Consider the following 22,289-nt stretch of genomic DNA (forward strand, 5'->3'; position numbering starts at 1 on the left):
GTCGCAGACAGTATCGGACATTTCCTTTCCTGCTATCCAGCGCAGGGCAGGCGATCCTCCTTCATCAGGACAGAAGACTACTTCTCGAAATGCACCCCGGATGGACCTCAATTGCACCGAATTCGATCAGGTTGTGGTTCGGCGGCCTGCTGGACGATGTTAATCTTCGCGCTCGGTTCGCCTGTTGCCAGCCACGATCAGCAAATGACGGCGCAACATCGATACTGCACATTGAGAGGAGAAATATCATGGCTAGTGCAAAGGAAATGCGGGAAATTGTCGACCGCGTCTCGGCGGAAGTGATGAGCGAAATGAAGACTGGGGAAAATGGCTTCTCCGTCGGCGATCTTGCCGCCTCGCTCAAGGAGATGACCGACTCCCCGCAGGAAGCATGGTCGATCAGCTATAGCACTACCGACGCGAAAATCGCGGCCCGCCCCGGTTTGGCGAATCCGGCCTCGGCCTGGAGCATCTCATACAGCACTGCCGATGCTGCCGTCCGCAGCCTTGAAGCCGAGAAGAAGTAGCGGGACGCGATATGGATGACCGGATCTGGAAGGGCGTTGAGGCGCTGCTCGACGATTATGTCGGGTTGCGGGCAGCGGATCGCGTCCTTCTGCTCTATACGAGCGACAGCCACCGCAGCGCCGCACTGGTTTCCGCCGCGCTCGAGATGCGCGATGTCCGCTTCGACCGGCTCTGGATGGCGCCGCTCAACGATCCGGGTTTCCGGGACCGGCTGGAAGCCGTTTTGCCTTCTCCCGATAGCCTGGCGGGCCGCCTGATCCTGTTGACCTTTGAACGCGATACATTTTCCCATACAGTGGCGCTGACGGAAGCGTTGGCCCGATATGACCCGAACCGCCTGCTGATGTTCCGGTCGATCAGCGCGAGCGAAGCGCTGTTCGCCCAGGCGCTGAACGCGTCGCCCGATCAACTGTCGCAGCGCAATGCAAGTTTGCTCGAGCGGTTCGTCGGTGCCAGCCATTTGCGGGTGAAAACGCGCGGCGGCAGCGATCTCGAGATCGCGATTGATTCAGAGCGTTATCGCTGGATAAGCAACCGCGGGCGGGCTCGGCCGGGCGGCGTCACAATCCTGCCCGCCGGCGAGGTGGCGACTTTCCCAGCCGCGATTTCAGGCGTGCACGTTGCCGACTTTGCATTCAATATCAACATGATCACGTCCCGGGATGCGCGCCTTGACCGGGCGCCGGTGCGTCTGTCCATCGAGGAGGGCCGTGTTAACGATTTTTCCTGTGAGGATCCCGACATGCGGGCTTTTGTCGAAGACTGTCTTGTTCGGCAATGCGCATCCAATGTCGGCGAACTCGGATTTGGAACCAACTGGTGCATCGACCGGCCGATAGCGATGAACTCCCACATCAACGAGCGGCGTCCCGGCGTCCATCTCGGGCTGGGACAGCATAATCAGGGGCCGGGGGCCGTTGGCTATCAATGCCCGATCCATTTCGATCTGATCGCCTCGGGCGGGCTCGTCTATGTCGATGACGATCCGGTGCCGATCGACTTGGAGAATGTCGTCCCGTCCATGGCACCGCATCCCACTCAGACGCGCGACGAAGATGTTTTTTCCCCCGATGCGCTGGACATTTCCGAGGAGGATTGCTGCGGTATGCTCGCCTGCGCCGCGGAAGCCGAACAGCAATCGACCGGGTGAACTACTGGCAGCAGCAATCCAGAGCGCTGGCGGCTGCCTTTATCGCTTCGGGCGGGACCCTCACCGCGACCCTCGCTCTAAAGGCGCTGACAGAATATCTGCCCGATGCAGACGCGCGGACAATCGATGTTGGTGGCGGGGACGGGCGCATGGCGATTGCCCTGGCGCGACTGGGTCACCGGGTGAAGCTGGTCGATACCGATCCTGCCATGATTGCGGCGGCACGACGAGCTTTGGAGGCGCTGCCTTCCGAAATTTCGGCACGTGTCGACCTGATCGCCGGTACGGGAGAAGAGGCTGCTGCCCATGGCGTCGGTTACAATCTCGTCTGCTGTCACAGTGTTATCATGTATGAGGCGGAACCGGCATCCCTGATCGCGGCCCTGGCGGCGCTGGCACGGCCCGGTGGGGCCGTTTCGGTCATCGGGGTCAATCCTGCCGCACTGGCGATGCGGCCGGGTTTGCAGGGCCGCTGGGCAGAAGCAGTAGAGACATTGGCGTGCGGTGAAAAATCATCCGCCCGCTATGCCGCGAGTGTCGATCACTCGCGCGAGACGGTAACCGCACTGTTCGAACGGCACGGCCTGAGCTTGCTCGGCTGGCGCGGTATCGGCATTTTCACCGATCATCTCGAGGGGCCGGTCGAAGCGGAAGAGCCCGGGCATGTCGTCGAAGCCGAATGGCTGGCGGGCGCGCGCGATCCCTATCGCCAGGTCGCCCGCTGCTATCATCTGATTGCGCGCAAGATCGACTGAAGGTCCGGGAGCGGCAGCCGGAACGAAAAAGGGCGACCATCTGGCCGCCCTTTTTGTAAAGATATCGAATCGTTTTCTAACGCGAATAGAATTCGACAACGAGGTTCGGTTCCATTGTTACCGGATAGGGAACTTCGTCGAGTGTCGGGATGCGCGTGAAGACAACCTTCGAGGTGCCGTCCGGCACGACATATTCCGGAATGTCGCGCTCGTTGAGGCTCTGGGCTTCGAGAACCAGGGCCATTTCCTGTGCCTTGGCCCGCAGCGTGATTTCCTCGCCGACCATGATCTTGCGCGAGGGGATATTGCACTTCTCGCCATTCACCCGGACATGGCCATGGTTGACGAGCTGGCGCGCAGCGAAAATCGTCGGTGCGAATTTCGCGCGGTAGACGATCATGTCGAGGCGCTGCTCGAGAATGCCAATAAGGTTCTGCGAGGTATCCCCCTTCATCGCGCTTGCTTCTTTATAGGCGCGACGGAACTGCTTTTCGGTGATGTCGCCATAATAGCCCTTGAGCTTCTGCTTGGCGCGCAACTGGATACCGAAGTCGGAAAGTTTGCCCTTGCGGCGCTGGCCATGCTGGCCGGGGCCATATTCGCGGCGGTTTACCGGGCTTTTTGGACGACCCCAGATGTTCTCGCCCATCCGGCGGTCGAGTTTGTATTTTGCACTTTTACGCTTTGACATGATGCGTGTCTCCAATTCGCTTGTTTTACGATTCCCGGAACGCACCACCATGCCGGTCTGCATGATGCGGCCACCACTTCACCGGGGTGCGGGGCCAATTGCGAAGCGGGCATCTGGCGGGTGAGAGACGGAAAGTCAAGGAAATTGGTTGGCATCTCGACATTCGCTGCGCACGGGTTAGAGACGCTGGCATGAGTGATATCAAGACAGTTGACGACACCGTCGATCCGGCCAATTGCCAAACCATGGCCGAGGTGCGCGATGGCGTCGACACGATCGACCGGGCACTGGTTGCGCTGATGGCGCGGCGTTTCGGCTATATGGACGCAGCGGCGCGGATCAAGCCGGGTCGCGAAACGGTGCGCGACGAAGACCGTAAGGCCCAGGTGATCGCCAATGTGAAGGCCCGGGCATCCGAACTCGGCGTTCCCGTGCCGTTGGCGGCTGCGCTTTGGGAGATGCTGGTCGAGAACTCGATTGCCTATGAACTGATCCGGTATGATGAGACTCGCGGCTAGCTATCCGTCGGCCGAGAACAAGTCAGACACGCCGATAGATTTGCATGACAACGCCATTCGGCGTCCCACTCATTTTGACGAGCTTCAGTTTTTGCAGTTGAGCGCTGTTTTCGAATAGGCGTTTTCCTGAACCCAGAACGATCGGAAAAACCCAAAGCCGGAATTCGTCGATCAGATCATGCGCGAGCAGCGTCTGGATCAGCTGCCAGCTTCCATGAACCTGTATCAGTGGGCCGTTCTCCGATTTCAGACGAGATACCGCTTCGCCGACATCGCCTGTCAGGGGGCGGGAATTGTTCCAGCGCAGCTCATGGGCGTGTGACGTGACGACATGTTTGACCGCTTCGTTCAGCATCGCGCCGGGTTCTTGATCTTGCGGCGCGGTCGACCAGTGGGGCGCAAAAAGCTCGTACGTCTTGCGTCCCAGAAGCAGCTCATAGGGATCGTGCATGGCTTCCACGGCGACCTGCGCCATGACTTCGTCCCAATGACTCTGCGCCCAGCCGCCCTGAGTGAACCCGCCGGAGCGATCTTCGTCCGAGCTGGACGGCGCTTGCATCACGCCGTCCAGAGTCACGAAGGTGAGTATTGCCAGTTTGCGCATAAGTGCCTCCTGCTCACCCGGAATATTGGCCTACATCGGCAATTCCATGTCCGGCGCGACTTCGATAGTGCCGCCGAGGTCGATATGCGGGCAAGCCTTGGCGATTTCGACGGCTGCTTCCATGGAGTCCGCCTCGACGACGGTATAGCCGGCAAGCGGGTTCGGGCCGCCGCCATCGGTCACTCCGTCGGGCGCGACCGTTTTCGACGGTCCAACGGCGATACCGGGGTCGACGGCCTTGTCGCCGAGTCCCGCCATCCAGGCTTTCCATTCTTCCATATGCTTGGGGCCGTCTGCCGGCGGGTTGAAGTCCGGACCGGTATGATAGGCCAATACAAATTTCGACATGATGGTTTCTCCGTTGCGAATGTATGAATCACCGTTGAGGGGGCGTATGGCGACAATCTAAATATGTTAAAGAACATATTTTCACACCTGCTATTGTTGCGTTCGAAGGATGAGCATCATGCCCTATAGTCCAGAGCATAAACGCGAAACGCGGGCGAAGATCGTCGAGGCGGCACGTATCCTGTTCAATCGGCACGGCTTCGAGGATGTGACGATTGACATGGTCATGCGTGCCGCCGGGCTTACGCGTGGCGGTTTCTACAATCATTTCGACAGCAAGGAGGCATTGTACGCCGCGGCTGTATCGAGCTTTCTTATGGGGCGCGGTGCACAGTGGCGCGGGGATGCGGGGGTCGATCCAACCAAACCTGGGCCGGATATGGCGAGGCGGATGATCGCCGGTTATCTCTCCGCCGACCATCTGGGCGATCTCGACGGGCAGTGCCCGATGATCGCGCTGCCATCCGATATCGCGCGGGCCAACCCCCAGGTCCGCACCTCATATCAGGAATTGCTGACCGCGATGGTTGGGCTCTTCGAAGGCGGTGTGCGGCCGTCTTCAGGCAAGGCGCGGGAAGCGGCATTATCGCTTGCGGCATTGTGCATCGGCGGCATGGTACTGGCGCGGACATTGCCCGATTCCGACCTTGCCGAAGAGGTTCGCTTGTCGGCCTATAAAACCGCGATGGCGATGGCCGGTCGCGCAGATGAAGATGTCGGGGGCTAGCGCTTCTTTTGGAGTGCGGAGACTACGCCGCGCATCGCTGAAATGTCGGGTCCCGTCCAGCCGGCCTTGGTGATGACTGTCCGTAAATTGCGCCGGGTTGTCGGCTCGCGGTCCGGCGGGAAGAAATAGCCGGTCGGTTCGAGCGCGGTTTCGAGATGAGCGATGAGGCCCTCCAGTTCGAGCTGGGAAGCTGGCGGCAGGATGTCTGTTTCCGTTGGCACCGCCAGTTCCACGCCTTTGGACCATTCATAGGCCATCAGGATGACCGCTTGGGCAAGGTTGAGCGAGCTGAAGGCTGCATTGACGGGCACGGTGACGATAGTGCCCGCCAGCGCGACATCGTCCGCATCGAGACCGGAACGTTCGGGTCCGAAGAGGATGGCCGAAGGGGCATCAAGTGCATGGATTGTCTCGCTAGCCTCGGCGGGCGTCATTACCGGCTTGGTGACGCCGCGTTTACGCACCGTAGTCGCGTAGACATGGCTGCAATCCGAAACCGCCCCGGCGACGGTATCGAACAGTTGCGCATTTTCGATAACGCTGTCGGCGCCCGATGCGGCGGGGATCGAGCTCTCATTCGGCCAACCATCGCGCGGGGCGACGATCCGCATTTCGGTCAACCCGAAATTGAGCATAGCGCGTGCCGCCTTGCCGATATTCTCTCCAAGCTGCGGGCGGACCAGAACGATTTTCGGGGGCAGGGCGCTAGTGTCGCTCACTCCTCGAACAAGTCCTTTACGGTCCCGGCGAAATCCTCGAAATCCTTGGCTTCGCGAAAATCCTTATAGACGCTGGCGAAACGGATATAAGCGACGCTGTCGAGTTGCTGTAGGCCCTCCATCACCATCCGGCCTATGGTTTTGGACGCAATTTCGGTTTCGCCGCTGGTTTCGAGCTGGCGCTGGATTCCCGAAACAAGCTGGTCGATCTGTTCGGTACCGACGCCCCGTTTTCGGCAGGCGAGCGTTACCGATGTGTGGAGCTTGTCGCGGGAAAAGGGCTCACGCCGGTCCTCGCTCTTAACCACCGTTAACTCGCGGAGCTGAATCCGTTCGAACGTCGTGAAGCGAGCGGCGCAGCTTTCGCACTGGCGCCTCCGCCGGATCGTCGCGCCGTCTTCGGTCGGCCGGCTGTCCTTTACCTGGCTGCTGTCATGCGCACAGAAAGGACAGCGCATCTAAAGTTCCGGGTAGATTGGGAAGCGCGCGCACAGCGCTTCGACACGTTGCTTGACCGCAGCTTCGACGGCCGGATCGCCGCTTTCGCCCTTGTCGCGCAGACCTTCGAGCACATCGGCGACCATATCGCCGATCTCGCGGAATTCGGCTGGGCCGAAGCCGCGCGTTGTGCCGGCCGGCGATCCAACCCGGATGCCGCTGGTCTTCGCCGGGGGCAGGGGATCGAAGGGAATGCCGTTCTTGTTGCAGGTAATGCCGGCGCGTTCGAGCGCTTCATCAGCGTCCCGGCCGGTAACCTCCAGCGGGCGCAGGTCGATCAGAGCCACATGGGTGTCGGTGCCGCCGGCAACCAAGTCGGCGCCGCGCTCCTTGAGCGTGCTCGCCAGTATCTTGGCGTTTTCGACAATCGCGGCGGCATAGGTTTTGAATTCGGGGCGAAGCGCTTCGCCGAAAGCCACGGCCTTGGCCGCGATCACATGCATCAGCGGGCCACCTTGCAGGCCAGGGAAGACGGCCGAGTTGATCTTTTTGGCAATCCCTTCGTCATCGGTCAGCACCATGCCGCCACGCGGTCCGCGCAGCGTTTTGTGCGTTGTCGTGGTCACGACATGCGCGTGACCGAACGGCGTCGGGTGGACGCCCGCTGCGACCAAACCGGCGAAATGCGCCATATCGACCATCAGATAGGCACCGACCATGTCCGCGATCTCGCGGAAGCGGGCGAAATCGATAATCCGCGGATAGGCAGAGCCGCCCGCGATGATGAGTTTGGGCTGGTGTTCCTTGGCTAGCGCCTCAACCTGGTCATAGTCGATCAGGTGGGTGTCTTCCTTCACGCCATATTGAATTGCGTTGAACCATTTGCCCGATTGCGCGGGCCTCGCGCCATGCGTCAGATGGCCGCCGGCATCGAGCGACATGCCGAGAATGGTATCGCCGGGGGTAAGCAGGGCGAGCATCACGGCACCATTGGCCTGTGCTCCCGAATGGGGCTGAACATTGGCAAAGCCGCATCCGAAAAGCTGTTTTGCCCGTTCGATTGCCAGCGTTTCGACGGAATCGGAAGGTGCGCAGCCCTGATAGTAGCGGCGGCCCGGATAGCCTTCCGCATATTTGTTGGTCAGCACCGAGCCCTGCGCCTCAAGCACAGCTTTCGAGACGATATTTTCAGAGGCTATCAGTTCGATCTGTTTCTGTTGGCGGGTGAGCTCTGCCTTCAGCGCATCGGCGACATCGGGGTCGGTCGCGGCGACCCGGTCGGAAAAAAAGCCGTCTGGCTGAACATCGTTGAGATTGGCAGGGTTGGTGCTCATGCGGGTTCCTTTGCGGGAGCTGGATTCGAGAGTTTGTCGACGCGGCGCTGGTGGCGGTCGCCGCCGAAATCTGTGGAGAGAAAAGCGGCAAGGCAATCCTTGGCGGTTTCGATACCGATCAGGCGCGCGCCCATCGCGATAACATTTGCGTCGTTATGCTCGCGCGAAAGCCGGGCGGACAGATTGTCCGAAACAAGGGCGCAGCGGCAGGCCGGGTTGCGATTCACCGCTATGGAAATGCCGATTCCTGATCCGCAAAGCGCCACGCCAAAATCGATATGATCGGAGGCAACCGCTTCGGCCAGCGCATAGCCATAATCGGGATAGTCGACGGAATCAGAGGAGTAAGGCCCAAGATCCTTGATCGCATGGCCCTGCTCTTCGAGCCAGGCGAAGAGAGCGGCCTTCAGGTCCAGTGCGGCATGATCCGATGCGATGGCGATGCTATAGGGCATGATGGCCTCCATGGGCGGTGCGAGGCTTATTTAGGCGGGATGGTATGTTTCCGCCACCACCCATTGTGGTTTTTTCCACATTTCCCGGCCGTCTGTTTTTCTTCTAGTCCTCGAAGCCGACAAACCGGACCGTTTCGTCGAGCGGCTTGCGGTGGGAATAGACGGCATTGGCCGGGAAATCCGGGTCGGGCCAGCCCATCGCCACGCAGATCATGATGACCTGATCGTCGGGAATATTCGCATGTTCGCGTACAACCGGCGATTGCATGATACCCTGGCTGTTGATCACGCAGCCCAGGCCGCGCGACCAGGCGGCATTGACCAGTGCATTTGTGACCGCGCCGCAATCGAACGGGGCTATATCCGATCCCAGAAGCACCTTGTCATAGGTAACAACGATGGAAACGGGCGCATCGAACTGACGAAAGCCGCGCAGCACCCAATCCTGCCGGGCTTCCTTGTCATCGCGTTCGATGCCCATCGCTCCGAATAGCTGTTTGGCAATCTCGATCTGTCGGCCGCGATGCTCGTCCGGGACCGTGGTAAAGGTCCGGAATTCCCGGCTGTCCGGTTTGCCCGCAAGGATGCCTTCGGTGTTGCCTGTGCGGATCGCATTGAGCGGCTCGCCGGTTACAACGGAAAAATTCCAGCACTGGTTGTTGAAGCTGGAGGGCGCACGGCAGGCGAGTTCGATGATTTCCGTGACCAGCTCGCGCGGAACGGGCTTGTCGAGAAAACCCCGGGTACTTTTTCGTTCACGGACAACGGCGTCGTAGGTCATGCGGTTCTTCTCTTGCTGGCGACTGTTTAGGGTTTGATCCATTTTCGCGCTGACTCCCTGCGATGGGGGCATCCCGGCCAGCAGCATGGTCGGCGCTCGCCGGCGCCGATATCCTGTTGGAGGCGGGTAAGGCGCTTGTCGCGTGTTTCTGCCTTCTTTCCAGAAGTCATCCAGCAGATCCACTCGTTACGGGCGAGCGCTGTCAGGCTTTCCCACTTATCGCGCAATGCGCTGTCGCTATCGAGAATCGCCCGAAGATCGGTCGGCGTCTTGTGCCTGAAATCTTTGGATGCGGGGCTCACCACGGCGCTAGGCAGCCAGCCGCAATTCCATCCGATCCCAGATCTCGACCAGGGCGGTGGTCAGCTCGCGCATCATTTCCGGCGTATGGGTAGGGCCCGGTGTGAAGCGCAGCCGCTCCGTTCCGCGCGGCACGGTCGGATAGTTGATGGGCTGCACATAAACGCCATATTCCGCGAGCAGGATATCGCTGATCCTCTTGGCCTTTACGGGATCGCCGACCATCAGCGGCACGATATGGGTCGTCGAATCCATGACCGGCAGACCCGATTCCGCGAACATCGCCTTGAGCCGCGCAGCAGACGCCTGTTGGCCGTGGCGCTCTTCGCTTGATCCTTTGAGATGCCGGACGCTGGCCAGCGCCCCTGCAACGAGGACGGGCGAGAGGCTGGTCGTGAAGATGAACCCCGGCGCATAGCTGCGAATCACATCGACGATCATCTTGTCGGCTGCGATATAGCCGCCCATCACGCCGATTGCCTTGGCCAGCGTGCCTTCGATGATCGTCACGCGCTCGGCCACTTCGTCGCGCTCGGTGATGCCGCCCCCATGCTCGCCGTACATGCCAACCGCATGAACTTCGTCGCAATAGGTGAGGGCGTTATACTTGTCGGCAAGGTCGCAAATTTCGGCGATTGGCGCGACATCGCCATCCATCGAATACACGCTTTCAAAGGCAATCAGTTTCGGCGTTTCCGGGTCGGTCGCCTCCAGCAACTCTTCCAGATGGGCCAGATCATTGTGCCGCCAGACATGCTTTTCGCAGCCAGCATTGCGGATGCCCGCAATCATCGAGGCATGGTTGAGCTCGTCGGAGAAAACCACACAGCCCGGCAGCACCTTGCCGAGCGTCGTCAGCGTCGCTTCGTTGGAAATATAGCCGGACGTGAAGAGCAACGCGCCTTCCTTGCCATGCAGGTCGGCAAGCTCGTTCTCGAGCGCAATATGATAATGGGTGTTGCCGCCGATGTTGCGGGTGCCGCCGGAGCCGGCGCCGACATCGTGCAGCGCCTCTTCCATCGCTTCGATAACCTTGGGGTGCTGGCCCATCGACAGATAGTCGTTCGAACACCAGACGGTAATCGGTTTCGGGCCGTTATGACCGGCAAAGCAGCGGGCATTGGGGAAAGCGCCCTTGTTGCGGAGAATATCGATGAAGACGCGGTAGCGGCCCTCTTCGTGGAGCCGTTCGATGGCTTTCGAAAATACGCGCTGATAGTCCAAGAATCTTCCCCGATATTTGGTCCGGCATTCGGCCCGGTATTTGGATTGAGGTCCATGTAGTTGGTGGAATTGGCCATTTCCAGCGCGAACGACTCGCAATAAGCCTAGAGTGTCTCAAATGTCTCCAGTCCATATTGCTCAAGGCCCGGGCGCAGTCGCTCCGGATCGCTGCCATCCGTGATGAAAATCGCCCTGCCGGGGACGGGGTCTTCCGGCCAGGTTTGCCCTGTCGTCAGATGGGCGACCCGGCGGGCTATGCCATCTCCGCCATGCACGAAGGTTATCGGCCGGTTGGCCGCTTCGGCAAGTTCCTCCTCGACCAGCGGAAAATGCGTGCAGGCCAGAACGATGGTGTCGATCTCGGTTCCGCGCGGCTGGCTGAACAATCCATCGAGGATCGCTTGATAGGCTTCGGCCGGAGACGATTGACCCCGCAGTTTTTTCTCCGCCAGCTCGACCAGGTCATGGGTGCCGAAACGAATGACGGTGCAGTCGCCGGCGAAATCGCGCGACAGATTGTCGACATAGGGCTGCCGCACCGTTCCTGCTGTTCCCAGCACGCCGATCACACGGGATTTCGAAATCGCTGCGGCGGGTTTGATCGCCGGTACGGTTCCGACAATCGGGATGGCGAGCGCAGCGCGTACGGGATCGAGCGCGATTACCGATGCGGTGTTGCACGCAATAACTGCAAGGCGGGCATCGACATGCTCGGCCAGCCGCCCCAGCAGCGCAGGCACACGGGCCGCCAGCTCGGTTTCCGACTTCTTGCCATACGGAAACCCGGCCTGATCGAGAGCATAGGCAATGGGCGCGTTCGGCAGCAATTTCCGGATCGGGCCGAGAATCGAAAGTCCGCCGACTCCGGTGTCGAGAAGCAGCAGGGGGCGCGCGTCATGCATGGGCATGTCCCTTATGGCCTGCGGCGCGCCCTCGCAATGGACCGCCGATGCTGTACGAGCGATTGTCCCGATACGATTGCAGCGCCGGGCAGGGACGCTATTACCGTGAGACAGGAAACAGGAGAGGTTCGCCATTTTCGAAATCCCGCTCTGGTTGGCTCCGGCCCTAGCGCTGTTGCTCGGCTATCTGTTCGGCTCGGTGCCGTTCGGGCTGCTGTTGACCCGCGCGGCGGGAGCCGGGGATCTGCGCGCTATCGGTTCCGGTAATATCGGCGCAACCAATGTGCTGAGAACGGGCCGCAAGAGCCTGGCGGCCGCCACCTTGTTGCTGGATGTGGCCAAGGGGTTTCTCGCGGTGACACTCGCGCCCCGATTGGGCGGCGATCCGGAACAGATGATGCGGCTGGCGGCGCTCGGGGCTTTTGTCGGCCATTGCTATCCCGTCTGGCTGGCATTCCGGGGCGGCAAGGGCGTCGCGACACTGCTGGGCATCGCGCTTGCGTTTGGCTGGACATATCTGCTGGTCTTCGCGCTGGTGTGGCTCGGCATGGTTGCGCTGTTTCGCTACTCGTCGCTTGGCGGGCTGAGCGCGGCGCTGGCCTTGCCGGTTGCGGCTTTCTGGCGCGGCGAAGTCGTGCTGATGTTCCTGTTCGCGGCCGTCGCCCTGCTCGTGACCTGGAAGCATCGCAGCAATATCGGGCGGCTGGTCCGCGGCGAAGAACCCAAAGTGGGTGGTTCGAAAAATGGCTGAAGCGCGCCATCTGGCCAGGCTTCGGCTGGCCCGGTCGCGTAACATAGGTCCGGTCACCTATGCTCAGCTGCTTGCGCGGTTCGGCACGGCGGAGGCGGCGCTGGATGCCATCCCCGACCTCGCGCGGCGTGGCGGGGGCAGGGCGCCGAAGCTGGCCGACCCCCGGACGATAGAGGCCGAGATGGCGGCGGTCGAGCGGTTGGGGGGCAGCTATATCTTCCTGCATGAGCGGCCCTATCCGCCCGCTCTGGCCCAGATACAGACCGCACCCCCTGCATTGATAGTGAGAGGGGATTTGAGCCTGCTGGGCAAGCCGCTGGTTGCGATGGTGGGCGCCCGTAACGCCTCTGCGGCCGCGCGCCGCTTTGCTCGCGAGCTGGCCCATAAGCTGGGCGCGGAAGGCTATGTGGTGGTGTCCGGTCTGGCGCGCGGTATAGACACGGCGGCGCATAAGGGTGCGATCGACAGCGGAACGATTGCTGTGATCGCCGGCGGTATCGATGTCCATTACCCGCCCGAGAACGAAGCCTTGCAACAGGATATCGCCGAACGCGGCCTGCTGATCGCGGAACAGCCGCCCGGCAGCGAACCCAAGGCGCGGCATTTCCCCTATCGGAACCGTATCATTGCCGGGCTCGGCATGGGAACGATCGTGGTCGAGGCCGCGCCGAAATCCGGATCGCTGATTACGGCCCGGCAAGCCAATGAGTTCGGCCGGGAAGTTATGGCTGTCCCCGGATCCCCGCTCGATCCGCGGGCGCAGGGCTGCAATCAGCTGATCCGGGACGGGGCAACGCTGATCCAGAATGCCGAGGATGTGCTGGGCGCATTGCAGCCGTTCGATATTTCCAGGACCCAAGAGCCCGAAACACCCTTCAGGCAGGAGCCCATATCGTCCGATGTGGAGGCAAAGCAGCGCGAAACGGTTACGGAACTGCTCGGGCCGGTTCCGGTTCCCGTGGATGAGCTGATCCGGGAATCGGCTGTCGCATCCGCCACTGTACAGACGATTTTGTTGGAGCTGGAACTGGCCGGAAGGCTGGAACGGCATGCCGGCGGAAAGGTGAGTCTTTCAGATCCCGCTTGACGAACGCGATTTGCATCGCATCCTCGTGCGCGTATGAGAGCCCCGCCTGAACGGAGATAATCGCCAGCCTTATGAAACTTGTAGTTGTTGAGTCGCCAGCCAAGGCGAAGACCATCGAAAAATATCTTGGCGGCGATTACCGCGTCCTTGCATCCTATGGCCATGTTCGCGATCTGCCGCCCAAGGACGGGTCGGTCGATCCTGAAGACGGTTTCGCGATGAAGTGGCAGAACTATGGCGACAAGACCAAACAGCTCAAGGCGATCACGGACGCGGCGAAGGAAGCCGATGAATTGATCCTCGCGACTGACCCTGACCGTGAGGGCGAAGCGATCAGCTGGCATGTTCAGGAGGTTCTCCAGAAGCGCAAGGCGCTCCCGGCCAGGGTCGAACGGGTCGCGTTCAATGCGATCACCAAGGCAGCCGTGTTGGACGCCATCGCCCATCCGCGCGACCTCGATCACGATCTGGTCGACGCCTATCGCGCGCGCCGTGCGCTCGATTATCTCGTCGGTTTCACACTTTCCCCGGTGCTTTGGCGCAAGCTTCCCGGCGCGAAATCCGCTGGTCGGGTGCAGTCTGTCGCGCTCAAGCTGGTTGTCGAGCGAGAGCGTGAGATCGAAGCGTTCAAGCCCCAGGAATATTGGTCGATCGCTGCCCAGATGGAGCAGGACGGCACGGAGTTCACGGCCCGACTCGTGCGCTGGCGCGGGGACAAGATCGAGCGGCTGACGATCGGCAGCGAAGGCGATGCGATGTCGGCCAAGACCGAAGTCGAGACCGGGCTGTTCAAAATCGTGTCGGTCGAAACGAAACCGCTTACCCGCAATCCGCCGCCGCCGTTCACGACGTCGACAATGCAACAGGAGGCAGCGCGCAAGCTCGGTTTTGCGGCGAGCCACACGATGCGGATCGCGCAGCAGCTCTACGAGGACGGCGCGATTACCTATATGCGTACTGACGGTGTGCAGATGGATGGCTCTGCGATTTCGGCGGCACGCGGTGCTATCGCGAACCGTTACGATGCCAGCTATGTCCCGGATCAGCCGCGCATGTACAAAACCAAGGCGAAAAATGCGCAGGAAGCGCATGAGGCGATCCGGCCGACCGATTTTTCGCGCGACAAGGTGGGCGGCGGCGATCATGCGCGGCTGTATGAGCTCGTCTTCAAGCGCGCGCTCGCAAGCCAGATGGCTTCCGCGAGGCTTGAGCGCACAACCGTGGAAATGGAAGAGGGCACCGGCCAGACCGCGCTGAGGGCAACCGGTCAGGTCGTAAAATTCCCCGGCTTCATGGCGCTCTATACCGAAGGTCGTGACGACGATGGCGATGACGAATCCAAGCTGCTGCCGATGATGAGCCAGGGCGACGCCCCGGCGAAAAAGAGCGTCGATGCGGAGCAGCATTTCACCCAGCCGCCGCCGCGCTATTCTGAAGCCAGTCTGGTCAAGAAAATGGAGGAATTGGGCATTGGCCGTCCTTCCACCTATGCGTCCATCCTGCAGACGCTGAAGACCCGGGAATATGTGCGTGTCGACAAAAATCGTTTCTTTCCAGAGGAAAGCGGCCGTCTTGTCACATCGTTTCTGGAACGGTTTTTCGAACGCTATGTAAGCTATGACTTCACGGCGGGGCTCGAAGAAGAGCTCGATGACATTTCCGGTGGCCGCGCGCAGTGGCAGGAAATTCTCAAGGCCTTCTGGCAGGATTTCAAACCCAAGACCGATGAGGTGATGGAGCAGAAGCCGTCAGACATCACGGCCGAGCTCGACAAGTTTCTCGAACCCTTGCTCTTCCCCGAAAAGGAAGATGGCACCGATCCGCGCCTCTGCCCGCGCTGCGAAGAAGGCCAGCTTGCACTGCGCGGCGGGCGCTTTGGCGCGTTCATTGCCTGCGCCAACTATCCGGAATGCAAATATACGCGCCAGTTCGGGCAGCGGGGCGGTGATCAGCCCGATCAGGGCGAGGACGAGGTTCTGGGCAAGTATCCAGAAACTGATCAGGATATCGAATTCAAGACGGGCCGTTTCGGCCCCTATGTCGAAATGGGTCAAGGCGAGGGCGAAAAGCCCAAGCGTGCATCGATCCCCAAGGATGTGGCCCGCGCCGATGTCGACCTAGAAATGGCGATCAAACTGTTATCCCTGCCGCGCATTGTTGGCGAACATCCCGAAACGGGCAAGGAAATCGAGGCCGCGATCGGGCGCTATGGCCCCTATCTGCGTCATGACGGCAAATATGCGAAGCTCGATACGACCGAGGAAGTGTTCGAAATCGGTATGAATGCCGCGGTGGTTAAAATCGCCGAAGCGAAAACCAAGGGCGGGCGTGGTCGCGGTGCGCGCGAGCCGCTCAAGATCCTCGGCAAGCATCCGCGCACCGAGGAAGAAATCAAGCTTATGGATGGCCGCTACGGCCCCTATGTCACTGATGGGACGACCAATGCGACGATCCCCAAAACGGTCGACAAGGACGACCTCACACTGGAGGAAGCGGCCCAGCTGATCGACGAACGCGCGGCCAAGGGCCCGGCGAAGAAAAAGCGCAAGGCTCCGGCCAAGAAGAAAAAAGCACCGGCGAAGAAGAAGCCCGCAGCCAAGAAAAGGCCAGCCGCGAATGAAGAATCCTAGGCTGCTAGCCGAGATGGCCCTTTAACAACCAGAGCGTCCAGCCGATGAGCGCGGCGAGGACAATCCATGTGAGGATCACACCCAGCGCACGGGTTAGGGGTGGTCCGCCTTCCTTGGGATTGTAGAGCCCATGGATGTGCAGCATGCGGCCCAGGATAAACACGCCCGAAACGATCATGAGCCCCATATGATTGGCCTGGCTCAGTTCCAGCAGGCCTACCAGGATGATGACGATCGGCGCGTGTTCGGCGAGATTGCCGTGCGAGCGGGAAGCGCTCGTCAGCCTTTGATCCTCGCTAAGACCATGTGCAGTGCTGGTCCGGAAACGCTGCCTTACCGTATCGATTGCGAGCAGCAGAAGGAGCGCGCCCATCGCGGCGGCCAGTGCGGCGGTAACGGGTAATGTCATGGCATATCTCCCCTAAAGCGTGACGAGCCTGTCATCGCCAAGGCGCGTCATCAGTCCGACAAGGCCGCCCGCTTCCACATTCGGGCCGAGCGCGTCGATCACCAATCCTGCCAGCGCCATGCCGCCCTGACAAGCAATCAGCCGGACGCCGAGGTGGGTAGCTTCCTCCCGCATTTCGGCGAGTGTGGGCAGGCCATTGGCATGGCGGTCTCCATCGCCGGGTGCCGGGGAGCGCTCGGCAAGCAAGACAACAGCCCGACCTTCAAGGAATATCTGCGTGCTCGCGCCCGTCGCGGCATGGGCTGCAGCGACCGAGAGAGCCGCATGGAAGCGTTCCGGATCGGTGCCGGTAAGGATGACGGTCAGGCCGCGCATGTCGGGCATCCAGGGTCCTTGGGGAGCGTCAGCGTCCGGCTTCTGAGGCTGAGTGCGTCGAACAGCAGGAGCTTGCCGGCGCTGTCCTCGCCGAAGCCGGTGATCTGGCGAATGGTTTCCATCGCGGCCATGCTGCCCATGATCCCGGCAAGCGCGCCCAATACGCCCTGGTCGGCGCAGCTCGTGTCGGGCTGGTCGGGATCCGCGCCCACGAAACATCGATAACAGGGTTTGCCGTCTTCCCAGCCCCTGAACAGGGCGAGTTGCCCCTCAAACTGTCCGATAGCGGCGGAGACAAGCGGAACATGCCCGTGACAGGCCTCGTCCGCTACGAGCAGCCGCGTGGCGAAGTTATCCGATCCATCGACCACCACATCGACGTTTTCCAGAAAACCATCGATATTGGTCGCACCCAGGCGCTGGTCCAGCGTCTCGACAATCACATCCGGATTCTGGCGCGCAACGGCCCTTGCAGCGCGTTCGACCTTGGATTGGGCGATATCCGCCGTGCCGAACAGTGTCTGGCGCTGAAGGTTGGAAAGCGCGACTTCGTCATCATCGACAATCCGTAAACGCCCCACGCCCGCTGCCGCCAGATACTGGATTAGCGGCGAACCGATGCCGCCTGCACCGACAATGGCGACCGTCGCATCGAGCAGCTTCTTCTGTCCGCTTCCGCCAATCTCCTTGAGGACGATATGGCGCGCATAGCGCTCAAGCTGGCCGTCGGTGAGGGTCACGGGCCCGACATCAGCGCCCGGTGGAACCAAACCCGCCGGAGCCCCGTGCGGTGTCGTCCAGCTCTTCCACCTCGGTCATCGCGGCGCGCTGAACGGCTGCGGGAACGAGCTGGGCGATGCGCTCGCCGCGCAGGGCGGAGAAGGGAACGCTACCGAGATTGGCGAGGATGACCTTCACTTCGCCGCGATAGTCGCTGTCGATGGTCCCGGGCGTGTTGAGACAGGTGACGCCATGTTTGAAAGCGAGGCCGGATCGCGGCCGGACCTGCACTTCATAGCCCTCGGGAATTGCAATGGCGAAGCCGCTGGGCACGGCCATGCGTTCGCCGGGTTCCAGTGTGAAATCTTCCGCCGCCACGATATCCATTCCAGCCGCCCCGGCGCTGGCATAGGCCGGCATTGGCAGGCCATCTCCATGCGGCAGGCGTTTCATGCGGATGGTGATTTCAGACAATTGCATCGACGATTCTTTCTGCGAGCCTGCGGGCGACTTCGCGCTTGGGCATCTGTTCCCAGCTTTCGACTCCGTTGGCGGTGATGAGGTGGATACTGTTTTCGGTGCCGCCCATAACGTCACCCGACACATCGTTGGCAACGATCCAGTCGCAGCCCTTGCGGTCCAGCTTGGCTTTGGCGTGGCCGACAACCTTGTCGGTTTCGGCAGCAAAACCGATCAACAGGGCAGGGCGCTGGTCATGGGTGGCAAGCCCGGCGAGAATGTCCGGGTTCTCGGTGAGATTAAGTTCGGGAGGCCCGCCAGTTTCGCCTTTTTTGATCTTGCGCGGTGAGGCTTCAGCGCGCCAGTCGGCCACTGCGGCAACCAGAATCGCTACATCGGCCGGCAGCGTCCGGTTTACTGCAGCTTCCATTTCGAGTGCGGTTTCGACATCGATCCGTTTGACGCCGCGCGGCGTTTCCAGCGAGACGGGGCCGGAAATCAGCTCCACATCGGCGCCCAGCCTAGCCAGCGCTCCGGCAATCGCATAACCCTGACGTCCCGAAGAGCGGTTGGCGATATAGCGAACCGGATCGATCGGCTCATGGGTCGGGCCAGCCGTGATGACGATCCGTTTGCCCGCCAGCGACTGGCTGCGTTTCGGTGCAGCGCTGCTCAGCCGGTCCTCGATCTCGGCGAAAACGGCATCGGGTTCGGGCAGGCGGCCTTCGCCATATTCTCCGCAGGCCATCGCGCCTTCGTCCGGGTTGAGCACGACGACGCCGTTTTTGCGAATTTGCGCCACATTGCGTTTCGTCGCCTCATGCTCCCACATGCGCACATTCATGGCGGGAACGGCCATCACCTGCGTGTCTGTCGCCAGCAGCATCGTGGTCGCCAGATCATCGGCGATGCCGGCGGCCATTTTCGCGATGAGGTCGGCAGTGGCCGGGCAAATGACGATCAGGTCGGCCTCGCGTGAAAGCTGGATATGCCCCATCTCGGTTTCGTTCTTGAGGTCCCACAGGCTCGTATAAACCTGCGCTTCGGAGAGCGCGGCGAGCGTCATGGGCGTCACGAACTGCGCACCGCCCTCGGTGAGTACGCATGTTACGTCGCCGCCCGCCTTGCGGATCAGTCGGATCAGCTCGCTGGCCTTATAAGCGGCAATTCCGCCGCCGATCACGAGCAAGATGCGCTTCCCGTTCATGGCCGGAAATGTGCGGTTCGGTGAGCGTTTTGTCGAGTCATGCTTTGCCGAGAGTGAGCCAGGGCTGTTTTGAGACCTCTTCGAACTCCAGCGGCTCGGCGAGGTCGTAGTGCATCGTCGCCCGTTTGCGCTCGACGGTTGCGCCATGTTGCTCGGCCAGATCGACAAGCGGCCAGAGAAAATCCTCAACGCCGGTCGGGCCAGCCGATTTGTTGAGCCCGACGAACAGGGTCGCCGGATATTCCATGTGCGTTGCGGTCAGATATTCGAGGAAAGACGCCCATTCGGCGACCGTCCAGCGTTTGCCGCCACTCTTGGGGAAAACGTCGAAAACCTGGCCGTTGATCATGATCAGATCGAAGCGGCCGATGGAGTCGGGCAGCGGCTCGCCGAGCATCACACCGCCTTCGATCCGGGGAATACCGCTGAGCGCGAGCAGGTCGCCATAGACCGCGGGATCGGGCCTGTCGAAAGCGAGCACGTCATGTCCATAGGTTTTGGCGATGGTGAGAAACTGTCCGCCGCCGGCCCCGATATCGAGGATCGAACATTTGGGCCGGGTATCGATATTCAGTATCCGGGCGAGCCGGGAATGGATCATGAACCAGGGCGCAAGATCGAGATATTTGGTGACCGCCAGTTCGTCGGCTGCCTCGATCTCCGAACGGTATTTCTCCTGCAGCGCCGCATAGGCGGAGCGATCGATTGATGCGGCGACCCGATCATACATAGCGCGCTGGCGACCATCCTCGATGACGACGCGCCAGCCCTCGATCCGTTCGTCCAGAGGCCGAAGGGGGCGATAGGTTACGCCGTCGGCGTCGGGGCGTTGCGGTCGATTCGGTTTTTTGCGAAAATGTTCTCGCAGTTTAGCGACTATAGCCAATACCAACTCCCAATTGCTCCAAGGCCAGTGCCCAATAGTGCGACCAGCCAATATTTCCAGCCATTTCCGAATGTTATCAATTCGACATCCGACAAAGGCGGGGCGGGCGGAGCGGCACCCCGGTTGGGAATCTCTGCTTCGAGCCGTCTGACGAGTTCGGGCAGCCGCAGCAATGTGCGGACATCTTCCCTGAGCTTGTCCGCCATCGCGGCTTCCGGACCCAGTTCGCTTCGAAGCCATTCACCGACAAAGGGCTTGGCGGTTTCCCACATGTTGATGTCGGGATCGAGGCTTGTCGCCACGCCTTCGACCATCACCATGGTCTTCTGGAGGAGAAGCAAATGGGGCTGGGTCTGCATGTCGAAATCTCGCGTGATGCCGAAGAGCCCATCCAGCATCTGGCCGATAGAGATGTCTTTCACGGGCAGTCCGCGGATCGGTTCGCCGACCGCGCGCAGCGCGGTGGCAAATTCGGCGACATCATGATGCGGGGGCACATAGCCGGCCTCGAAATGGATCTCCGCGACGCGGCGGTAATTGCCGGTGATAAGCCCGTAGAGAATTTCGGCCAGCCACAACCGGGCCTGGCGATTAACCCGCCCCATGATGCCGAAATCGATTGCGCCGATCTTGCCATCGGGCAGGACGAATAGATTTCCCTGATGCAAGTCAGCATGGAAAAACCCTTCCGAAATCGCCTGGCGAAGAAAGGCGCGGACGAGTGTGGTCGCAAGCGTCTTGCGATCATGGCCGGCTGCATCCAGCGCTTCGCGATCGGAAATTCTGATCCCGTCAAACCATTCAAGGGTCATCACGCGCCCACCGGTGCGCTGCCAGTCGATCTCGGGAACGACGAAATCGGGCTCGGCCTGCATGCCCTCGGCAAGTTCCGAAGCCGATGCCGCCTCGCGCCTGAGATCGAGTTCGCGGGCCGTCCATCGTTTGAACGTCTCGATCGTCAGCCGTGGACGCAGGCGTGCCAGCTCGCCGCCCATCGCCTCGACCTGGGCAGCCGCCCATTCATAGGTTTCGATATCGCGCGAAAATTCTTTTTCGATGCCCGGGCGCAGCACCTTGATCGCCACGGTTTTTCCTTCGCTGGTCACGGCCCTGTGGACCTGCGCGATCGATGCCGCGCCGACGGGCTTCGGATCGATGCTCGAAAACAGCTCGTCCGTCGGTCGGTCGAAAGACTGTGCAATGGCCTCTTCGATCCGCGAAAAGGGAATCGGCGGCAACCGATCCTGCAAGCGCATCAGATCATGCGTCGCCTCGTCACCGACGAGATCGGGGCGCGTTGCCAGCGTCTGGCCAAGTTTGATAGCGGCGGGGCCGATCGCCTGGAAAGCGTCTGCATAGGCCGGTTGTTTGGGGACCCGGGCGCCAAAACGCGCCAGCCGTATCATACGCCGAACCTGCGGCGGCGTGAGAGGATCGCGCTCGATGCCGCTGAGCGCTCCATGCCGCGCCAGCGTTCGGCCCCATTTCAAGAGCCGCCAGATATGCGTTCTGGGGCGGGTCAAATCCGGTAGCCGCTATGGATTGCGACGAGACCGCCCAGCATCGGCTCCACCTTGCATTGCACGAAACCGGCGTCTTCGATCATCGCTTTGAAGGTGGGCATATCGGGGAAGCGCCGAATCGATTCGATAAGGTAGCGATAGCTGTCTTCATCCTTGGCCAGCGCCTGGCCGATCTTCGGCACCAGCTTGTGCGAATAGAGGTCATAGGCTTCGGCAAAGCCGGGCCACAGGGTCGTTGAAAATTCGAGGCAGAAAAAGCGGCCGCCGCGTTTCAGAACGCGGTGCGCTTCTTCGAGCGCCTTCTGGATGTGCGTCACGTTGCGGATACCGAACGCGATCGTATAGGCATCAAAGCTATTGTCTGCGAAGCCCAGCTCCTCAGCATTCTCCTGTGCCCAGACCAGTCCGGCAATCTTGCGTTTTTCCGCGCGCTCCATGCCAACCTGCAGCATTTCAGCATTGATATCGGCGACCGTGATCGCGGCGCCGGATTTCGCCAGGCGAAAGGCGATGTCGCCGGTTCCTCCAGCCATATCCAATATCGCCTCGCTCGCGCGCGGCTTCACCCGCCGGACGAATCGGTCTTTCCATAGCCGGTGCATCCCGCCCGACATTGCATCGTTCATCAGGTCGTAGCTGGATGCCACATTGGAAAAGACGCCGCCGACGCGGGAGGTCTTTTCCTCGGGAGCTATGTCCTCATAGCCAAAAGAGACGTTTTCTTCGTTCATGCCTGTCCGCCAGATGGGAAGGGTTGCTGCTCTAGCC

Annotated in this window: 27 protein-coding genes; 8 read left to right on the forward strand and 19 right to left on the reverse strand. The window is 60.9% G+C overall.

Annotated features, from left to right (window positions below; translation table 11 throughout):
• Nucleotides 1-248 precede the first annotated feature (248 nt).
• Genes DFR46_RS01400 through DFR46_RS01410 form a run of 3 tightly spaced genes read left to right on the forward strand, consistent with a single transcriptional unit; the run spans nt 249 to nt 2,433 of the window.
• Nucleotides 249-527 (forward strand): hypothetical protein, encoded by a 279-nt coding sequence (locus tag DFR46_RS01400; RefSeq protein WP_147297593.1) that lies wholly within the window; start codon nt 249-251, stop codon nt 525-527.
• 11 nt (nt 528-538) lie between these two features.
• A complete protein-coding gene (locus tag DFR46_RS01405; protein WP_116234833.1) occupies nt 539-1,678 on the forward strand; it encodes a CgnE/CgnB domain-containing protein in 1,140 nt (379 codons plus the stop codon).
• Nucleotides 1,675-2,433: a methyltransferase gene (locus tag DFR46_RS01410; RefSeq protein ID WP_162843374.1), complete on the forward strand. Its 759-nt coding sequence runs from the start codon at nt 1,675-1,677 to the stop codon at nt 2,431-2,433. Before DFR46_RS01405 ends, DFR46_RS01410 begins: the two co-directional genes overlap by 4 nt.
• A 76-nt stretch (nt 2,434-2,509) precedes the next feature.
• Here the strand turns inward: DFR46_RS01410 and rpsD are convergent, their stop codons facing one another.
• The gene (gene rpsD, locus DFR46_RS01415) at nt 2,510-3,124 is read right to left on the reverse strand and encodes a 30S ribosomal protein S4 (RefSeq protein ID WP_116237081.1); all 615 of its coding nucleotides are present in this window, start codon (nt 3,122-3,124) and stop codon (nt 2,510-2,512) included.
• Nucleotides 3,125-3,315: 191 nt separating this feature from the next.
• Between rpsD and DFR46_RS01420 the strand changes: the two genes are divergently transcribed.
• Nucleotides 3,316-3,642 (forward strand): chorismate mutase, encoded by a 327-nt coding sequence (locus tag DFR46_RS01420; protein WP_116234835.1) that lies wholly within the window; start codon nt 3,316-3,318, stop codon nt 3,640-3,642.
• A 22-nt stretch (nt 3,643-3,664) separates the two neighbouring features.
• On the opposite strand, the gene DFR46_RS01425 is transcribed toward DFR46_RS01420, so the two are convergent.
• A complete protein-coding gene (locus DFR46_RS01425; RefSeq protein ID WP_116234836.1) occupies nt 3,665-4,246 on the reverse strand; it encodes a dihydrofolate reductase family protein in 582 nt (193 codons plus the stop codon).
• 30 nt (nt 4,247-4,276) lie between these two features.
• Nucleotides 4,277-4,594 carry a YciI family protein gene (locus DFR46_RS01430; protein WP_116234837.1) on the reverse strand — a complete coding sequence of 106 codons (318 nt, stop codon included), beginning with the start codon at nt 4,592-4,594 and terminating at the stop codon, nt 4,277-4,279.
• Nucleotides 4,595-4,712: 118 nt separating this feature from the next.
• Here DFR46_RS01430 and DFR46_RS01435 point away from each other — a divergent pair, with 118 nt between their 5' ends.
• Nucleotides 4,713-5,321 (forward strand): TetR/AcrR family transcriptional regulator, encoded by a 609-nt coding sequence (locus DFR46_RS01435; protein ID WP_116237082.1) that lies wholly within the window; start codon nt 4,713-4,715, stop codon nt 5,319-5,321.
• On the opposite strand, the gene DFR46_RS01440 is transcribed toward DFR46_RS01435, so the two are convergent.
• The 8 genes from DFR46_RS01440 to murI form a co-directional block, all read right to left on the reverse strand.
• Nucleotides 5,318-6,040, reverse strand: coding sequence for an RNA methyltransferase (locus DFR46_RS01440; RefSeq protein WP_116234838.1), 723 nt, complete (start codon nt 6,038-6,040; stop codon nt 5,318-5,320). The genes DFR46_RS01435 and DFR46_RS01440 overlap by 4 nt on opposite strands.
• Nucleotides 6,037-6,498 carry a transcriptional regulator NrdR gene (gene nrdR / locus DFR46_RS01445; protein WP_116234839.1) on the reverse strand — a complete coding sequence of 154 codons (462 nt, stop codon included), beginning with the start codon at nt 6,496-6,498 and terminating at the stop codon, nt 6,037-6,039. The genes DFR46_RS01440 and nrdR overlap by 4 nt, the downstream gene beginning before the upstream one ends.
• On the reverse strand, nt 6,499-7,812 hold the full coding sequence (gene glyA / locus DFR46_RS01450; protein WP_116234840.1) for a serine hydroxymethyltransferase: 1,314 nt from the start codon (nt 7,810-7,812) through the stop codon (nt 6,499-6,501).
• Nucleotides 7,809-8,267 carry a ribose 5-phosphate isomerase B gene (gene rpiB, locus DFR46_RS01455; RefSeq protein ID WP_116237083.1) on the reverse strand — a complete coding sequence of 153 codons (459 nt, stop codon included), beginning with the start codon at nt 8,265-8,267 and terminating at the stop codon, nt 7,809-7,811. The genes glyA and rpiB overlap by 4 nt, the downstream gene beginning before the upstream one ends.
• 103 nt (nt 8,268-8,370) lie before the next feature.
• Nucleotides 8,371-9,048: a nitroreductase gene (locus DFR46_RS01460; RefSeq protein WP_116234841.1), complete on the reverse strand. Its 678-nt coding sequence runs from the start codon at nt 9,046-9,048 to the stop codon at nt 8,371-8,373.
• Between the two features lie 26 nt (nt 9,049-9,074).
• Entirely contained in the window at nt 9,075-9,353 is a 279-nt protein-coding gene (locus tag DFR46_RS01465) for a YdeI/OmpD-associated family protein (protein WP_116234842.1), read from the reverse strand.
• A 4-nt stretch (nt 9,354-9,357) separates the two neighbouring features.
• Nucleotides 9,358-10,572, reverse strand: a complete 1,215-nt coding sequence (gene hemA / locus DFR46_RS01470) for a 5-aminolevulinate synthase (RefSeq protein WP_116234843.1) — start codon at nt 10,570-10,572, stop codon at nt 9,358-9,360.
• A 104-nt stretch (nt 10,573-10,676) separates the two neighbouring features.
• On the reverse strand, nt 10,677-11,480 hold the full coding sequence (gene murI / locus DFR46_RS01475; protein ID WP_425453075.1) for a glutamate racemase: 804 nt from the start codon (nt 11,478-11,480) through the stop codon (nt 10,677-10,679).
• A 148-nt stretch (nt 11,481-11,628) separates the two neighbouring features.
• Here murI and plsY point away from each other — a divergent pair, with 148 nt between their 5' ends.
• The 3 genes from plsY (at nt 11,629) to topA (ending at nt 15,942) form a co-directional block, all read left to right on the forward strand.
• The gene (gene plsY / locus DFR46_RS01480) at nt 11,629-12,225 is read left to right on the forward strand and encodes a glycerol-3-phosphate 1-O-acyltransferase PlsY (protein WP_116234845.1); all 597 of its coding nucleotides are present in this window, start codon (nt 11,629-11,631) and stop codon (nt 12,223-12,225) included.
• Nucleotides 12,218-13,312, forward strand: coding sequence for a DNA-processing protein DprA (gene dprA, locus DFR46_RS01485; protein WP_116234846.1), 1,095 nt, complete (start codon nt 12,218-12,220; stop codon nt 13,310-13,312). Before plsY ends, dprA begins: the two co-directional genes overlap by 8 nt.
• A 71-nt stretch (nt 13,313-13,383) precedes the next feature.
• Nucleotides 13,384-15,942, forward strand: a complete 2,559-nt coding sequence (gene topA, locus DFR46_RS01490; protein WP_116234847.1) for a type I DNA topoisomerase — start codon at nt 13,384-13,386, stop codon at nt 15,940-15,942.
• 4 nt (nt 15,943-15,946) lie between these two features.
• Here the strand turns inward: topA and DFR46_RS01495 are convergent, their stop codons facing one another.
• Genes DFR46_RS01495 through DFR46_RS01530 form a run of 8 tightly spaced genes read right to left on the reverse strand, consistent with a single transcriptional unit; the run spans nt 15,947 to nt 22,252 of the window.
• Entirely contained in the window at nt 15,947-16,351 is a 405-nt protein-coding gene (locus DFR46_RS01495) for an MAPEG family protein (RefSeq protein WP_116234848.1), read from the reverse strand.
• A gap of 12 nt (nt 16,352-16,363) precedes the next feature.
• Nucleotides 16,364-16,735 carry a DsrE family protein gene (locus tag DFR46_RS01500; RefSeq protein WP_245953596.1) on the reverse strand — a complete coding sequence of 124 codons (372 nt, stop codon included), beginning with the start codon at nt 16,733-16,735 and terminating at the stop codon, nt 16,364-16,366.
• Nucleotides 16,714-17,466 (reverse strand): HesA/MoeB/ThiF family protein, encoded by a 753-nt coding sequence (locus tag DFR46_RS01505; RefSeq protein WP_116237084.1) that lies wholly within the window; start codon nt 17,464-17,466, stop codon nt 16,714-16,716. Before DFR46_RS01505 ends, DFR46_RS01500 begins: the two co-directional genes overlap by 22 nt.
• A gap of 10 nt (nt 17,467-17,476) precedes the next feature.
• Complete coding sequence (dut, locus tag DFR46_RS01510) at nt 17,477-17,926, reverse strand: dUTP diphosphatase (RefSeq protein ID WP_116234849.1); 450 nt, start codon at nt 17,924-17,926, stop codon at nt 17,477-17,479.
• Nucleotides 17,913-19,112 carry a bifunctional phosphopantothenoylcysteine decarboxylase/phosphopantothenate--cysteine ligase CoaBC gene (gene coaBC / locus DFR46_RS01515; protein WP_116234850.1) on the reverse strand — a complete coding sequence of 400 codons (1,200 nt, stop codon included), beginning with the start codon at nt 19,110-19,112 and terminating at the stop codon, nt 17,913-17,915. The genes dut and coaBC overlap by 14 nt, the downstream gene beginning before the upstream one ends.
• A gap of 37 nt (nt 19,113-19,149) precedes the next feature.
• On the reverse strand, nt 19,150-19,998 hold the full coding sequence (locus DFR46_RS01520) for a class I SAM-dependent methyltransferase (protein WP_116234851.1): 849 nt from the start codon (nt 19,996-19,998) through the stop codon (nt 19,150-19,152).
• Complete coding sequence (gene ubiB, locus DFR46_RS01525) at nt 19,989-21,521, reverse strand: 2-polyprenylphenol 6-hydroxylase (protein ID WP_116234852.1); 1,533 nt, start codon at nt 21,519-21,521, stop codon at nt 19,989-19,991. The genes DFR46_RS01520 and ubiB overlap by 10 nt, the downstream gene beginning before the upstream one ends.
• A complete protein-coding gene (locus DFR46_RS01530; protein ID WP_116234853.1) occupies nt 21,518-22,252 on the reverse strand; it encodes a class I SAM-dependent methyltransferase in 735 nt (244 codons plus the stop codon). Before DFR46_RS01530 ends, ubiB begins: the two co-directional genes overlap by 4 nt.
• Nucleotides 22,253-22,289 lie beyond the last annotated feature (37 nt).

Source organism: Parasphingopyxis lamellibrachiae, from assembly GCF_003385775.1.
GTDB lineage: Bacteria > Pseudomonadota > Alphaproteobacteria > Sphingomonadales > Sphingomonadaceae > Parasphingopyxis > Parasphingopyxis lamellibrachiae.

Coding starts and splice junctions, on each gene's coding strand:
- DFR46_RS01400 (WP_147297593.1), top strand. CDS start 249: ATGGCTAGTGCAAAGGAAATGCGGGAAATTGTCGACCGCGTCTCGGCG.
- DFR46_RS01405 (WP_116234833.1), top strand. CDS start 539: ATGGATGACCGGATCTGGAAGGGCGTTGAGGCGCTGCTCGACGATTAT.
- rpsD (WP_116237081.1), bottom strand. CDS start 3,124: ATGTCAAAGCGTAAAAGTGCAAAATACAAACTCGACCGCCGGATGGGC.
- DFR46_RS01420 (WP_116234835.1), top strand. CDS start 3,316: ATGAGTGATATCAAGACAGTTGACGACACCGTCGATCCGGCCAATTGC.
- DFR46_RS01425 (WP_116234836.1), bottom strand. CDS start 4,246: ATGCGCAAACTGGCAATACTCACCTTCGTGACTCTGGACGGCGTGATG.
- DFR46_RS01430 (WP_116234837.1), bottom strand. CDS start 4,594: ATGTCGAAATTTGTATTGGCCTATCATACCGGTCCGGACTTCAACCCG.
- DFR46_RS01435 (WP_116237082.1), top strand. CDS start 4,713: ATGCCCTATAGTCCAGAGCATAAACGCGAAACGCGGGCGAAGATCGTC.
- nrdR (WP_116234839.1), bottom strand. CDS start 6,498: ATGCGCTGTCCTTTCTGTGCGCATGACAGCAGCCAGGTAAAGGACAGC.
- glyA (WP_116234840.1), bottom strand. CDS start 7,812: ATGAGCACCAACCCTGCCAATCTCAACGATGTTCAGCCAGACGGCTTT.
- rpiB (WP_116237083.1), bottom strand. CDS start 8,267: ATGCCCTATAGCATCGCCATCGCATCGGATCATGCCGCACTGGACCTG.
- DFR46_RS01460 (WP_116234841.1), bottom strand. CDS start 9,048: ATGACCTACGACGCCGTTGTCCGTGAACGAAAAAGTACCCGGGGTTTT.
- murI (WP_425453075.1), bottom strand. CDS start 11,480: ATGCCCATGCATGACGCGCGCCCCCTGCTGCTTCTCGACACCGGAGTC.
- dprA (WP_116234846.1), top strand. CDS start 12,218: ATGGCTGAAGCGCGCCATCTGGCCAGGCTTCGGCTGGCCCGGTCGCGT.
- topA (WP_116234847.1), top strand. CDS start 13,384: ATGAAACTTGTAGTTGTTGAGTCGCCAGCCAAGGCGAAGACCATCGAA.
- DFR46_RS01495 (WP_116234848.1), bottom strand. CDS start 16,351: ATGACATTACCCGTTACCGCCGCACTGGCCGCCGCGATGGGCGCGCTC.
- DFR46_RS01500 (WP_245953596.1), bottom strand. CDS start 16,735: ATGCCCGACATGCGCGGCCTGACCGTCATCCTTACCGGCACCGATCCG.
- dut (WP_116234849.1), bottom strand. CDS start 17,926: ATGCAATTGTCTGAAATCACCATCCGCATGAAACGCCTGCCGCATGGA.
- coaBC (WP_116234850.1), bottom strand. CDS start 19,112: ATGAACGGGAAGCGCATCTTGCTCGTGATCGGCGGCGGAATTGCCGCT.
- DFR46_RS01530 (WP_116234853.1), bottom strand. CDS start 22,252: ATGAACGAAGAAAACGTCTCTTTTGGCTATGAGGACATAGCTCCCGAG.